Annotated in this window: 13 protein-coding genes, 1 other RNA gene and 1 pseudogene; 6 read left to right on the top strand and 9 right to left on the bottom strand. The window is 32.0% G+C overall.

The features are described from left to right. The 4 genes from OU788_RS05140 to ruvX form a co-directional block, all read right to left on the bottom strand. The coding region (locus OU788_RS05140; protein ID WP_274634165.1) for a MazG nucleotide pyrophosphohydrolase domain-containing protein at positions 1-194 on the bottom strand (194 nt) is incomplete at its 3' end. Between the two features lie 3 nt (positions 195-197). Then, a complete protein-coding gene (locus tag OU788_RS05145; RefSeq protein WP_274634166.1) occupies positions 198-620 on the bottom strand; it encodes a DUF5606 family protein in 423 nt (140 codons plus the stop codon). Positions 621-649: 29 nt separating this feature from the next. After that, complete coding sequence (gene def / locus OU788_RS05150) at positions 650-1,234, bottom strand: peptide deformylase (RefSeq protein ID WP_274634167.1); 585 nt, start codon at positions 1,232-1,234, stop codon at positions 650-652. Between the two features lie 57 nt (positions 1,235-1,291). Beyond that, positions 1,292-1,702 (bottom strand): Holliday junction resolvase RuvX, encoded by a 411-nt coding sequence (gene ruvX / locus OU788_RS05155; RefSeq protein ID WP_274634168.1) that lies wholly within the window; start codon positions 1,700-1,702, stop codon positions 1,292-1,294. A gap of 119 nt (positions 1,703-1,821) precedes the next feature. On the opposite strand from ruvX, the gene OU788_RS05160 reads away from it, so the two are divergent. The 4 genes from OU788_RS05160 to OU788_RS05175 are packed head-to-tail and all read left to right on the top strand — an operon-like array spanning position 1,822 to position 5,586. After that, positions 1,822-2,637, top strand: a complete 816-nt coding sequence (locus OU788_RS05160) for a 2,3,4,5-tetrahydropyridine-2,6-dicarboxylate N-succinyltransferase (protein ID WP_274634169.1) — start codon at positions 1,822-1,824, stop codon at positions 2,635-2,637. A gap of 10 nt (positions 2,638-2,647) precedes the next feature. Then, positions 2,648-3,613 carry a Stealth CR1 domain-containing protein gene (locus tag OU788_RS05165; RefSeq protein WP_274634170.1) on the top strand — a complete coding sequence of 322 codons (966 nt, stop codon included), beginning with the start codon at positions 2,648-2,650 and terminating at the stop codon, positions 3,611-3,613. Further along, positions 3,603-4,154, top strand: a complete 552-nt coding sequence (locus tag OU788_RS05170; protein WP_274634171.1) for an L-threonylcarbamoyladenylate synthase — start codon at positions 3,603-3,605, stop codon at positions 4,152-4,154. The genes OU788_RS05165 and OU788_RS05170 overlap by 11 nt, the downstream gene beginning before the upstream one ends. 4 nt (positions 4,155-4,158) lie before the next feature. Beyond that, positions 4,159-5,586 (top strand): CCA tRNA nucleotidyltransferase, encoded by a 1,428-nt coding sequence (locus OU788_RS05175; protein ID WP_274634172.1) that lies wholly within the window; start codon positions 4,159-4,161, stop codon positions 5,584-5,586. Positions 5,587-5,623: 37 nt separating this feature from the next. On the opposite strand, the gene OU788_RS05180 is transcribed toward OU788_RS05175, so the two are convergent. The 4 genes and pseudogenes from OU788_RS05180 to OU788_RS05195 form a co-directional block, all read right to left on the bottom strand. Then, a complete protein-coding gene (locus tag OU788_RS05180) occupies positions 5,624-7,450 on the bottom strand; it encodes an ABC transporter ATP-binding protein (protein WP_274634173.1) in 1,827 nt (608 codons plus the stop codon). Further along, entirely contained in the window at positions 7,450-9,159 is a 1,710-nt protein-coding gene (locus OU788_RS05185; protein ID WP_274634174.1) for a phospho-sugar mutase, read from the bottom strand. The genes OU788_RS05180 and OU788_RS05185 overlap by 1 nt, the downstream gene beginning before the upstream one ends. A 33-nt stretch (positions 9,160-9,192) precedes the next feature. Next, positions 9,193-10,150 (bottom strand): annotated as a pseudogene (locus tag OU788_RS05190) (glycosyltransferase). A 78-nt stretch (positions 10,151-10,228) separates the two neighbouring features. Next, positions 10,229-10,750, bottom strand: a complete 522-nt coding sequence (locus OU788_RS05195; protein WP_274634175.1) for a DUF4199 domain-containing protein — start codon at positions 10,748-10,750, stop codon at positions 10,229-10,231. 176 nt (positions 10,751-10,926) lie between these two features. Between OU788_RS05195 and ffs the strand changes: the two genes are divergently transcribed. Then, positions 10,927-11,025: signal recognition particle sRNA small type (gene ffs, locus OU788_RS05200), an RNA gene on the top strand. A gap of 20 nt (positions 11,026-11,045) precedes the next feature. On the opposite strand, the gene xerA is transcribed toward ffs, so the two are convergent. Then, on the bottom strand, positions 11,046-11,969 hold the full coding sequence (gene xerA / locus OU788_RS05205) for a site-specific tyrosine recombinase/integron integrase (protein ID WP_274634176.1): 924 nt from the start codon (positions 11,967-11,969) through the stop codon (positions 11,046-11,048). Positions 11,970-12,064: 95 nt separating this feature from the next. Between xerA and OU788_RS05210 the strand changes: the two genes are divergently transcribed. Next, entirely contained in the window at positions 12,065-12,655 is a 591-nt protein-coding gene (locus OU788_RS05210; RefSeq protein WP_274634177.1) for a porin family protein, read from the top strand. Positions 12,656-12,707 lie beyond the last annotated feature (52 nt).

The raw sequence follows: 12,707 nt of genomic DNA on the forward strand, positions 1-12,707 counted from the left end.
TCGCCCAGTTCTTTTTTTATTTCTTCTAAATCGTTGTCTAAAATAGCATCTGCTAATTCGTAAGTTTCTTCAATAGTTAAATGACGTAGACTTTGTAAGGTTTGTTTTTTATCCCACGGACATTGCTCACGAAGATCATCCATGATGTCTAACAAACGATTAAAGGCGGCTAACTGTTGCTTACGAGTATTCACGATTTAAGCTTCTTCTGTAGTTGTTTCTTCAGCTTCAACTAAGGTACTAAAATCAAAATTAGCTTGTGCTAAGGTGTTGTACCACTGAATTACTTTTTTAATGTTTGAAGCATATACACGCTCTTGATCAAAATCAGGTAAAACTTCACTGAAGTACTCAGTTAATTTAGCAGCACTTTCTTTGTGAGAAATCGCTTCTTTACCTTCTGCTTTTTCAGCAATATTCTTAAATACACGTGCTAAAGGCACTTCTTCTTCGTATGTGTAAATAGCGATGTTTTCTAATAAACTTACATTGTGAGTCGCTGTAATAGGAAAACGTTTACCATCTACGATTGATTTTACGATAACACCAGTTTTGGTTTGTGATAAAATTTCATATAAACCTGGCTTACCAGTAACAGCTATAATTTTGTTAAATTCCATGTCTTAATTTTTTAGTGTATTACTACTTATTATTTCTTAGCATTTGGAAAACGCATGCGATACCCTGCATTTACTTTTCCTTTCGAAATATTCTCTAATTTCTTTTTAATTAATCGTTTCTTTAAAGAAGAAAGTTTGTCGGTAAACAAAACTCCTTCAATATGATCGTATTCATGTTGAAAAACACGTGCAGGTAATCCGCTTAACGTTTCCGTGTGTTTTTCAAAGTTTTCATCTTGGTATTCAATAGTAATGGTTTCTTGACGGAAAACATCTTCGTTTATTGAAGGAATACTTAAACATCCTTCACTAAAAGCCCATTCATCACCTTCTTCTTTAACAATTTTAGCATTGATAAAAACGCGTTTAAAACCTTCTAAAACCGTACGTTCTTCTTCGCTTAATTCTTCATCTTCAGCAAAAGGAGAAGCATCGATGATAAACAAACGGATGTCTTTTCCTATTTGAGGAGCCGCTAAACCAACACCATTGGCGTTGTACATAGTTTCTTCCATATCGGCAATTAGTTTTTCTAACTGCGGATACTCTTTATCGATTTCTTTTCCTACTTTACGTAATACGGGGTCTCCGTAGGCAACAATGGGTAAAATCATCTACTTTTTAATTTTTAAGGAATGCAAAAATACAAAGAAAGCGCTGTGTTAGAAAATTTATTTGTTGTACAAATACGATTGTAAGATAATTGTAGCACTAATTTCGTCTACTAAGGCCTTATTTTGACGTTGTTTTTTCTTTAAACCGCTATCAATCATTGTTTGAAAAGCCATTTTTGAAGTAAAACGCTCATCTACACGTTTGATAGGAATAGAAGGGATTGCTTTTTCAAGTTTTTCTAGAAATGGAAGAATAAGAACTTCACTTTCACTATCAGAATTGTCCATTTGTTTAGGTTTACCTACCAAAAAGAGTTCTACATTTTCTTTTTGAGTATAGTTTTTTAAAAATGTTAGCAACTCAGAAGTGTCAACTGTTGTTAATCCCGAAGCTATAATTTGAAGCTCGTCAGTTACAGCAATTCCCGTTCTTTTTTTTCCAAAATCTATGGCTAGTATTCTGCCCATTAAAAAAGTTTTTTGCAAATGTAGCTAAATTAAACAAGGAAGGAATATCTGTTTAAAAAATGTATCTTCGCGGCATATTCTTGAAAGCAATTTTATTTTTGCTGAAAAATATTTTAAAAATGACAGAATTACAATCAATTATAGAAAAAGCGTGGGATAACCGCGATTTATTGAAAGAAGAAACTACAATTAACGCAATTAGAAAAGTAGTAGATTTATTAGATACTGGAGATTTACGTGTTGCTGAGCCAACTGAAAATGGATGGCAGGTTAACGAATGGGTAAAGAAAGCAGTGGTATTATATTTCCCAATTCAAAAAATGGAAACCTTAGAGGCAGGTATTTTTGAATACCACGATAAAATTCCATTAAAGAGAGGTTATGAAGCGAAAGGAATTCGTGTGGTGCCTAATGCAGTAGCACGTCACGGTGCTTATATTTCAGCAGGAACTATTTTAATGCCTAGTTATGTAAATATTGGAGCATATGTTGATGAAGGAACGATGGTTGATACATGGGCAACAGTAGGTTCTTGTGCACAAATTGGTAAAAACGTACACTTATCAGGTGGAGTAGGAATCGGTGGAGTATTAGAACCTTTACAAGCAGCACCTGTAATTATTGAAGACGGAGCTTTTATTGGTTCTCGTTGTATTGTTGTTGAAGGAGTTAGAGTAGAGAAGGAAGCGGTTTTAGGAGCGAATGTAGTATTAACAATGAGTACTAAAATTATTGATGTAACTGGAGATGAGCCAGTAGAAATGAAAGGAGTAGTTCCTGCACGTTCGGTGGTAATTCCTGGGAGTTATACAAAAAAGTTTGCTGCAGGAGAGTATCAAGTCCCTTGTGCTTTAATTATTGGTAAACGTAAAGAGAGTACGAATAAGAAAACATCATTAAACGATGCTCTTAGAGAGTATGATGTAGCGGTTTAAAAAATATTTTATGCAAATAGATGCAGTAATTACTTGGGTAGATAGTTCTGATGAAGAATGGAGAAGCAAGATTAATCAATATTTAGATAAGAAAATTAATTGGGAAGATAAAGTTGATTCTACAAGGTACAATTCAATTAATGAAATAGAAATATCAATAACATCAATACTTAAATTCGCTACATTTATAAAAAATATCTATGTAGTAACAGATAACCAGATACCAAAGAACTTTTTGAAGTTGAAAGATAAAGCTTCAGATATAGGGGTAAATTTAGAACTAATAGACCATAAAATATTGTTTAAAGGGTATGAAGAATACCTACCTGTATTTAATTCTCAGACAATAGAGACAATGCTTTATAGAATCCCTAATTTGTCAGAGCATTTTGTATATTTTAATGATGACTTCTTTTTAATTAATAAAACAAATTCTAGTGATTTCTTTAAAGAGTCATATCCATTTTTAAGAGGGAATTGGAAGGAGTATGACGAAAATATTTGGTACAAAAGAATAGTAAATTCAAGGAAAAAGAAAAGAATATTCAATCATAGATATGTGAAAGAAGATACGGCTAAATTACTAGGTTATGAAAAGTACTATAATATTCACCATACTCCTTATCCTCTTAGAAAATCTACTATTCAAGCTTTTTTTGAAGAAAATCCTAGTTTATTAAAAAGAAATCTAAAATATAGGTTTAGACATAAAAATCAATTTTTATTACAAGTATTAGCTAATCATATAGAAATAAAGAATGGAACATGCACTTTAACTGAAGATTTAGCTTTATTTTATACTCATAAATATAGTTGGTTTAAAATTTTAGAGAAAATATATAAAACAAATTTAAGAGGAGATAAAGTATTATTTTGTTGTTTACAAAGTTTGGAAACTATTAGTAAAAGTAAATTAAAGTTTTTATTAAAATGGGTAGATAAAAAACTTGATTCAAATTTCGCAAATGAACTATAAAAAAATTATAGAATTCATAAAAAAAGAAAAAACCATTCTTTATCCAACTGATACAGTTTGGGGATTAGGTTGTGATGCAACTAATCAAGAAGCTGTTAAGAAAATCTATCAATTAAAAAATAGAGAAGAATCCAAAAGCTTAATTATTTTGGTAGATTCTGTTAAAATGTTGCAAAAGCATGTAGGGAATATTCCTGAAAAAGCTTTAGAAATTCTAAAAATATCCGAAAAACCAACTACCATTATTTATAACAATCCGAAAGGATTAGCACCCAATACCATTGCATCAGACAATACAATTGCTATTCGAATTCCTCAGGATGAGTTTTGTATTCAGCTAATTAAAGAGTTTGGAAAGCCTATTGTGTCTACTTCAGCTAACGTTAGTGGAGAACCTACACCTAAGTCTTTTTCAGAAATAAGCGAAGCAATTTTAAAGAATGTAGATTATGTGGTAAATTTGCATCAAGAGAAAGTAGCAGAGAAGTCTTCAACTATTTTAAAAATTGAAGGTGACGATGTTATTGTGATTAGAGAATAATTGTATGCAAAAACAATATTTTAAGGAAGCAATTTCCGCAGAAATATTTCAATATATATCCCAAGCAGCTAAAGAATTACAACTAGAAAGCTATGTAATTGGTGGTTTCGTACGTGATTTTATTTTACAACGAGGCACAGCCAAAGATGTAGATGTGGTTGCTGTTGGAAGTGGGATAGAGCTAGCCCAAAAAGTTGCCGAATTACTTCCAAACAAACCAAAAGTTCAAGTGTTTAAAACTTACGGAACAGCAATGTTGCGTTTTCAAGATATTGAAGTGGAGTTTGTAGGCGCTCGTAAAGAATCATATTCAGAAGAGAGTAGAAACCCAGAAGTTTCTGAGGGAACTTTACAAGACGATCAAAACAGACGAGATTTTACGATTAATGCCTTAGCATTGAGTTTGAATGAAGAAGATTTCGGATTGTTGTTGGATCCTTTTGGAGGAATAGCAGATTTAGAAGCTAAAATTATCAGAACACCGTTAGATCCTGATATTACGTATTCTGATGATCCGTTACGTATGATGCGTGCCATCAGGTTTGCTAGCCAGTTGAATTTCGAAATAGAAGAGAACTCTTTAAATGCAATTACAAAAAATGCTTCGAGAATTGATATTATTACTCGTGAGCGTATTGTGGTTGAGTTGAATAAAATTATAGAATCTCCAGTGCCGTCTATCGGGTTTTTACTGTTAGAAAAAACGGGATTGTTAGAGAGAATTTTACCAGAACTAATTGCTTTAAAAGGAGTAGAAGAGGTAGAAGGACAAAAGCATAAAGATAATTTTTATCATACCTTAGAAGTAGTTGATAATATTTCTGAAAACACGAATGATGTATGGCTTCGTTGGTCAGCCTTGTTGCACGACATAGGTAAGGCACCCACAAAACGTTATCACAAAAAAATAGGTTGGACGTTCCATTCTCATGAATTTGTGGGGTCGAAGATGGTGTATAAGTTATTTAAACGTTTAAAAATGCCATTGAACAATAAGATGAAATTTGTTCAAAAAATGGTGATGTTAAGCTCTCGTCCAATTGTTTTAGCAAGTGAAGTGACAGATTCTGCTGTACGTCGTTTAATTTTTGATGCAGGAGATGATGTAGAATCTTTAATGACACTGTGTGAAGCAGATATTACGACTAAAAATCCGAAGAAATTTAAACGTTATCATAAAAATTTCGAGCTTGTTCGTCAAAAAATAAAAGAGGTAGAAGAACGTGATCGAGTTCGTAATTTTCAACCTCCGATTACTGGTGAAGAGATTATGGAAGCTTTTAATTTGAAACCTTGTAGAGAAATTGGTCAGATAAAAGAAGCGATAAAAGAAGCTATTTTAGATGGTAAAATTCCGAATGAACACGATGCTTCTTATCAATTTATGATTGAAAAAGGAGAGCAGTTAGGATTAAAAATAAATCAAGAATAAGGATAAAAAAAAAAGAGAAGCATTTGCTTCTCTTTTTTTATCCTATCGACTGCATGTCAACAAGTTTCTTATAAATTCCACTTTTAGAAATCAATTCTTCGTGTGTTCCTCGTTCTACAATTTTTCCTTTTTGCATAACTACAATCAAATCTGCTTTTTGAATGGTAGACAAACGGTGCGCAATGACCACAGATGTTCTGTTTTGCATCATTTTTTCTAATGCATCTTGTACCAATTTTTCTGATTCAGTATCTAAAGCTGAAGTAGCTTCATCTAAAATCATAATTGGCGGATTTTTAAGAACCGCACGAGCAATGCTTAAACGCTGTTTTTGTCCGCCTGAAAGTTTATTTCCGCTATCACCAATATTAGTATCATAACCATTCGGTAAGTCTTTAATGAACTCATGAGCATTGGCAATTTTTGCTGCTTCGATAATTTCTTCGTCGCTTTTACCTTCAATACCTAAAGTAATATTGTTTTTTATGGTATCGTTAAATAAAATAGAGTCTTGAGTAACCAGACCTTCTAATTGACGTAGTGAATGTTTTTTGATGTTTTTGATATCTGTTCCATCAATTAGGATTGCTCCTTCATTTACATCATAAAAACGAGTTAATAGGTTTGCTATGGTTGATTTTCCACTTCCTGATTGTCCAACTAAAGCTACCATTTTTCCTTTAGGAATGGATAAAGAAAAATCTTTTAAAACGTAATTGTCTTCATATTTAAAAGAAATATTGTTAATAGTAATTTCAGCATCAAATGTTTTCTTATCAACTGCATTTTCAACATCTTCAAGAGGGTTTTTAGTTTCTAAAATTTCTAAAATACGTTCTGCTGCTGCATTTCCTCTTTTTACATTGTAACTTGCTTTAGATATAGCTTTAGCAGGAGTTAAAATATTATAGGCTAATCCCATATAAGCAATAAAATCTTCACCATCTAAAGAACCATCTGTAATAACTAGCTGACCACCATACCAAAGTAACACAGCAATAACTCCAATTCCTAAAAATTCACTTGCAGGACTTGCTAAGTTCGTTCTGTTTAATAGTGTGTTAGAGTAGTGATAGAATCGATTGGTTGAGTCTTCAAACTTTTGCTGAAATTCTTTTTCAGCAGTAAACCCTTTAATAACTTTCAGTCCGCCTAAAGTTTCTTCTAACAGTGATAAAAAATACCCTTGCTCTTTTTGTACATTATCTGATTTTCGCTTTAAACTTTTACCTATTAAAGAGATGATATACCCAGAAAGAGGGATGAAAATAAAAACAAAAAGCGTTAGTTTAAAGCTAATAGCAACCATAGCTACAATGGTAAAAACGATGGTTAATGGTTCTCGCACTAACATTTCTAAAATAGATAAAAAAGAATGTTGTATTTCTAATACATCTGTACCAATTCTTGCCATAGTATCGCCTTTTCTTTTTTCTGAAAAGTAAGCAAGAGGTAGCTCAATTGTTTTTTTATACAGTTCGTTTCTAATGTCTTTTAAAACTCCATTTCTTAAAAATGTAATAAAATACATAGCTAAGTAATTAAAGATATTTTTAAAAAAGAAAGTAATAATAACTAAACCAACAACAAGCATTAATGCCTTAGCTTTATCATCACCAGCAACTTGGTATATATAAAAAGATATAGTTTCTTTAAAATACTCGATTATTTTTGAAACACCTTCAAAAACTGGTTTTACAGTAACTTTAGGAGAATCGGGTTTAAAAATAACATCTAGCATTGGTATTAATGCTAAAAAAGAAAGAGTAGAAAAAAAAGCATACAAGATATTAAATAGTACATTTAATAAACCATACTTTTTGTAGGGAATGGCATATTTAATAATCTTTTTAAAGTAATTCATTATAAATTTAATTCTTTAATAATACGTTGAATTTTAGCGTCTAAATCATTTTCTACTTCAGCAATTTCATTAATAGTATTTAATTTAGTTTTTACACTAAAATAGAATTTGATTTTTGGCTCGGTACCACTTGGGCGAGCTGCAATTTTAGTTCCGTCTTCTGTGTGATAAATTAATACATTCGATTTAGGAATATCGATTGTTATTTCTTCACCAGTGATTAAATTTTTTCTTGTTGAAGATTGATAATCATATAAGAATTCAACTTTAGAACCGTCGATTTCAGTAAAAGGATTGTTACGTAAATCAACCATCATTTGTTTGATTTGTTGCGCTCCATCCATTCCTTTTTTTACTAAAGAAATTAAATGTTCTTTATATAAATGATGACGTGTATATAAGTTTAATAATTCTTTATAGAAAGAACTGTTATTAGCTTTTGCATCAGCAGCGATTTCACAAGCTAGTAGGGCAGAGGTAACCGCATCTTTATCGCGCACAAAATCGCCTACCATATAACCGAAACTTTCTTCACCACCACCAATAAAATCAAGTTCAGGGTGGTCTTTAATCATTTTAGCAATCCATTTAAAACCAGTTAAACCAACTTTGGTTTCAACCCCGTATGAATCTGCTATTTCATTCACTAAATTGGTAGAGACAATTGTAGAGCCTACAAATTGCTTTCCGTTTAGTTTTCCTTGTTTTTTCCAATCATTGATTAAGAAATCGGTCATCATACTCATGGTTTGATTTCCGTTTAACAAGGTCATGTTCCCTTCTATATCTCTAACAGCAATTCCAATTCTGTCTGAATCAGGATCGGTTCCTAATACGATATCAGCGTCAATTTTATTAGCTAAATCTACTGCCATTTTAAGAGCAGCTGGTTCTTCAGGATTTGGAGATTCTACCGTAGAGAAATCACCATCAGGAATAGCTTGTTCTTCAACAATATGAACTTGAGTATAACCTGCACGTTTTAAAACTTCAGGAATTAACTTGATAGAGGTTCCGTGTAACGAAGTAAAAACAATTTTTAAGTCTTCACGACCTTTGATATCAAAAGTACCATTGGCTAAAGAAGCTTTCCAAAAGGCTTCATCAATTTCGCTTCCGATAGAAGTTATCAATTCTTCTTTTGCATTGAAATTAATTTCAGAAAAGTCTAAAGAGTTTACTTCGTCGATAATTTCAGTATCTTGTGGAGGCACAATTTGCCCACCATCATTCCAATATACTTTATATCCGTTATATTCAGGTGGATTGTGTGAAGCGGTTAAAACAATTCCTGCATCACATCCTAAGTAATTTACTGCAAAAGATAACTCTGGAGTAGGGCGCATATCTTCAAACAAAAACACGTGAATGTTGTTTGCTGATAAAACATTCGCAACCACTTTAGCCAACCACTCACTGTCGTGACGACAATCGTAACCGATAGCTACTTTTAATGCTTTATTAGGGTAAGTTTTGTGTAAGTAATTACTTAGTCCTTGAGTTGCTTTACCTAAGGTATATTTGTTAATTCGGTTGGTACCTGCGCCTACAATTCCGCGCATTCCACCTGTTCCGAATTCTAAATTTTTATAAAAACGATCAGCTAAATCCTCAGCATTAGCGTCAATTAATTGCTGAATTTCTTGTTGTGTTTCCGAATCGAAAGCGTCAGAAAGCCACTGTTTAGCGTTGTTTAAAATCTCTTTCATGTGTCAAATTAAAAAACGTACAAAGGTACGAGTTTAAAAATTCAGTTGGTCTTTAATTTTGTAATGTTTTTGTTGTGGATTGCTCTTAATTATTAGCTCACCTAAGAAGCCTGCTAAAAACATAAGAGTTCCTAAAATCATAGAAGTTAAGGCTATGTAAAACCAAGGGTTATTTGTAACTAGTATTGCTTTTACTCCCACAGTAAGGTTGTATATTTTCATCACTCCAATAAAAAAAGCAGACAAGAATCCGAAAATAAACATTAAGGTTCCCCATAAACCAAAAAAGTGCATAGGACGTTTTCCGAACTTAGATAAAAAAGAAATAGTAATTAAGTCTAGAAAACCGTTTACAAAACGATCCATACCAAACTTGGTAACTCCGTATTTACGAGCTTGGTGTTGTACTACTTTTTCATCAATACGATTAAAACCTTCATTTTTAGCTAAAACAGGAATGTAACGATGCATTTCACCGCTCACTTTTACTGCTTTTACCACTTCATTTTTATAAGCTTTTAAACCACAGTTAAAATCGTGTAATTTTAATCCTGATGTTTTTCGAGCCGCCCAATTAAATAATTTAGAAGGAATATTTTTCGTTACAACATTGTCGTAGCGCCCTCTTCTTCCAACCAGAAACTAAATCGAAGTTGTCTTCTGTAATGAGTTTATATAATTCAGGAATTTCATCTGGACTGTCTTGTAAGTCAGCATCCATGGTAATAACCACTTGCCCTTGTGCTATACCAAAACCAGCATCTAACGCTTGAGATTTTCCGTAATTTTTTTGAAAACGAATTCCTTTAACTGATTTGTTTTTAGCCGATAACTCTTTAATAACACTCCAAGAAGTATCTGTGCTACCATCATCTATAAAAATGAGTTCGTATAAAAACTGATTGGATTGCATGACATTTGCAATCCAATCGTGTAATTCGTGTAAAGACTCTTCTTCATTAAGAAGAGGTATTACTACCGATATATCCATATAATTAGTTCAAAATTTATCAGGTAAAGTTACGAAGTATTACTTTTATGTAAAACTTTAACCTGTTTAAACTATGTTTTAATATTGTTCTTCTTCTGTTTTTTTCATGATAGCGCCTCCAATTGCAGAAATGATAAATCCGAAGAAAGCTGAAACAACTAAAGACACCGGAATAGTTATTACAGGGCTACTAAATTTTTCAGCCATAGCTTCTGAAGCTTCAATTTGTTCATCGTTCATACCTGCATCTAACCATGCTTGCTTTTGTACTTCCATCATTTGAGCTTGAAAATCTGGCTCAATAACATTTGTAAATAATAATGTGTAAACGGTAGTAATTACAGCGCTAATAACAGCAATACCAACTCCTACTTTTAAAGCTTGCCCAAAGGTTAAAAATCCGCCATTATCGGTTTTAAACTTTTTGATTCCTAGAATGATAATAGCAACCATTGCTACAAAGCTAATGATTCCATTTAACCATCCAAATTTAATTAAGGTACCTGTTGCATAAAATGCTAAATGAATAAAAACTCCAATAATACCTAGATATAATCCGTAGTTTAAAATTGTGCTTTTGCTGTTTGCTTGATTTTCCATTGTGTAATTTTTGTTAGTGATACAAATATATTCTTTTTTAATGTTACGTTTATTTAATACTGCTAAAAGCAAAAAATAAAAGCAACAACCTATTAGTATTCAAAAACTTAGAAATGTTACAGATTTTTTATGCAAATTTTGTTGTTTTTTACGGAAAAATCGTTGTAAATTTGCACAGGCAAGTCCTACACAACCAGCTCCCTTTGAATCCCCCAGGGCGGGAACGCAGCAAGGGTATTAGGTCGTAGCGGTGTGATGTAGGTAGCTTGCCTTTTTTTGTACCCGAAAGTTTCGTTTATTTTTCCTCTTCATTTAAATTAAAACCACTTCTAGGGTGATGTAATTCAACCACTTCTTTAAGATAGCTATTGTCTAAATGGACATAAATTTCGGTTGTCGTAATACTTTCGTGACCTAATAATTGTTGAATAACACGTAAATCTGCTCCGTTTTTTAGTAAATAAGTAGCAAAAGAGTGTCGTAATGTGTGTGGACCAATACTTTTTTTAAGATTAATTTTTTGAGCTAATTCTTTTAAAATAATAAAAATCATTTGACGGGTTAGCTTATTACCTCTTCTATTTAGAAAAACAGTATCTTCATCTTCCTTTTTAGGAGTTATTTGAGATCTGATTTCATTAATATAGAAGTTCAATCGATGAATAGTGGTAATATGAATAGGTACAAAACGGTATTTGTTTCCTTTTCCAAGAACTTGAATATAGCCCTCATCAAAAAATAAATCAGAGAGTTGTAAATTGATTAATTCGCTTACACGGAGTCCGCAACTGTAAATAGTTTCTATAATGGTTTTATTACGCTCTCCTTGAGGGTGACTTAAATCGATAGCAGCAATTAACTCATCTATATCTTCTTTTTCTAAAGTATCAGGAAGTTTTCTCGTAATGTTCGGGCTTTCAATTAAATCGGTTGGATTGTCTTTTCGATAATCTTCAAAAACCAAATAATCAAAAAAACTACGAAGTCCAGAAATTAACCGAGCTTGACTACGAGCATTGATACTTTTACTAGTTTCATAAATAAATTGTTGAATAGTTTCTGTAGTTATAAAAATTGGTGAAGGAGTGTTTTTTGGATTTTCTACAAATAAAAAAAGTTTATTTATATCCCTTGTATAGCTATCTATCGAGTTTTTTGAAAGTCCTCTTTCAATTTTTAAATAATTAGCATAGTCGTAAATAGTTTGATTCCAGTTCATTATTAAAAAGAGAAATGTTTTTAAAAAAAATATGATAAAAAATAAAAATACAGTTATTTTTGCTGCTCAAACTTAAAATTATAAATTTAAAAATTATGAAAAAATTATTATTAGTAATTGCTATGGTTGCTGCAGGTTTTACGGCTAATGCACAAGAAGGAAGTAAAGGTGGTTTTGAAAAACAAGATTGGTATGTAACAGGTACTGCTGGTTATAGCGATTCATCAGAAGGAGATAGTGATGCTAGTGTATTTACTTTTTCACCATCTGTAGGTTACTTTGTCTCAGAAAACATAGCTTTAGAGGCTGGTCTTATTATTGGAAGTGGTTCGCAAACATCTGTAGGAAATGAAGTAGATTACAATTCATTTGGTGTAAATTTAGGTGGTAATTACTTTTTTACTCCAAAAAATGATTTCTCATTTATCGTTGGGGCTGGATTATCATATGTTTCTTCAGGACGTGAAGTTAATGGAGTAGACCAACCTGATTCAGATACTTTTGCGATTGTTGTAGCACCAGGAGTAAACTATTTCATTTCTGAAAATTTTGCATTAAGAGCTTCAATAGGAGCGTTATCTTATTCAAACACAAGTATAGATGTTAATGGAGCTCCTTCAACTGATAATTTTAGACTAAACTTAAACTTATCTGATATTAATTTCGGACTAACATATAAGTTCTAAATAAATATTTTAGAAAAAATTTAAAAAGGAAGCAAAATTGCTTCCTTTTTTT

Source organism: Tenacibaculum sp. L6 (assembly GCF_028823685.1).
Lineage (GTDB): Bacteria > Bacteroidota > Bacteroidia > Flavobacteriales > Flavobacteriaceae > Polaribacter.

Bases quoted from the DNA above. Each gene is read 5' to 3' on its own strand.
- ruvX (WP_274634168.1), bottom strand. From the start codon at position 1,702: ATGGGCAGAATACTAGCCATAGATTTTGGAAAAAAAAGAACGGGAATT.
- OU788_RS05160 (WP_274634169.1), top strand. From the start codon at position 1,822: ATGACAGAATTACAATCAATTATAGAAAAAGCGTGGGATAACCGCGAT.
- OU788_RS05165 (WP_274634170.1), top strand. From the start codon at position 2,648: ATGCAAATAGATGCAGTAATTACTTGGGTAGATAGTTCTGATGAAGAA.
- def (WP_274634167.1), bottom strand. From the start codon at position 1,234: ATGATTTTACCCATTGTTGCCTACGGAGACCCCGTATTACGTAAAGTA.
- OU788_RS05195 (WP_274634175.1), bottom strand. From the start codon at position 10,750: ATGGAAAATCAAGCAAACAGCAAAAGCACAATTTTAAACTACGGATTA.
- OU788_RS05170 (WP_274634171.1), top strand. From the start codon at position 3,603: ATGAACTATAAAAAAATTATAGAATTCATAAAAAAAGAAAAAACCATT.
- OU788_RS05175 (WP_274634172.1), top strand. From the start codon at position 4,159: ATGCAAAAACAATATTTTAAGGAAGCAATTTCCGCAGAAATATTTCAA.
- OU788_RS05180 (WP_274634173.1), bottom strand. From the start codon at position 7,450: ATGAATTACTTTAAAAAGATTATTAAATATGCCATTCCCTACAAAAAG.
- OU788_RS05210 (WP_274634177.1), top strand. From the start codon at position 12,065: ATGAAAAAATTATTATTAGTAATTGCTATGGTTGCTGCAGGTTTTACG.
- xerA (WP_274634176.1), bottom strand. From the start codon at position 11,969: ATGAACTGGAATCAAACTATTTACGACTATGCTAATTATTTAAAAATT.
- OU788_RS05145 (WP_274634166.1), bottom strand. From the start codon at position 620: ATGGAATTTAACAAAATTATAGCTGTTACTGGTAAGCCAGGTTTATAT.
- OU788_RS05185 (WP_274634174.1), bottom strand. From the start codon at position 9,159: ATGAAAGAGATTTTAAACAACGCTAAACAGTGGCTTTCTGACGCTTTC.